This is a genomic window from Lysobacter sp. TAB13 (assembly GCF_052113885.1).
GTDB classification, from domain to species: domain Bacteria; phylum Pseudomonadota; class Gammaproteobacteria; order Xanthomonadales; family Xanthomonadaceae; genus Lysobacter; species Lysobacter gummosus.
In genome coordinates, this window is sequence record NZ_JBFRDR010000171.1 from 1 (window position 1) to 477 (window position 477).

1 protein-coding gene is annotated in these 477 nt (G+C 70.6%); it reads right to left on the reverse strand.

Annotation, left to right across the window (positions count from 1 at the left end; translation table 11 throughout):
• Positions 1 to 71 precede the first annotated feature (71 nt).
• Positions 72 to 477, reverse strand: a 406-nt coding sequence (locus AB4Y92_RS25665; RefSeq protein WP_441822184.1) for a helix-turn-helix domain-containing protein, incomplete at its 5' end; no start/stop codon positions are given.

Here is a 477-nt window from a genome sequence, read left to right on the forward strand (position 1 = left end):
ATGCTCGGCCGCGCTGAGATGGCCGGTATCGGCAAGATAATCGGCGACATAGAGCGGCATCCAGGCCCGGCTCATCGCGGGCCTCCGCGCTCGGGCGCCCGGTTCGCCGCCGTCTTGCCCTCGCTCCGGGCAACGGGAATGCCGCCATAGCCGCGCACATCGGCGCCGCGGCGCTGATTGGTGACGCGGATGGCGTGAAGAACCGTGGTGTGGTCGCGGTGGAACAGCCGCCCGATCTCGGAGAGCGACAGTTCGGTCTCATCAGCCACCCGCCAGATCGCGAGCTGGCGCGCTCTCGCGATGCGGGCGACGCGCTGCTCGCCCTTGAGCGCATCGATGGCGATGCCAGTCTCGGACGCGACGGCCGCGATGATCGCGCCAGCCTGCGTCTTCCCGCGCAGCGGCGTGCTGGCATAGTGCAGACGGTATTGCTTGCGCACCACCGCCCAGGGCACGGCGCCGGGCCGGGCCTCGTCC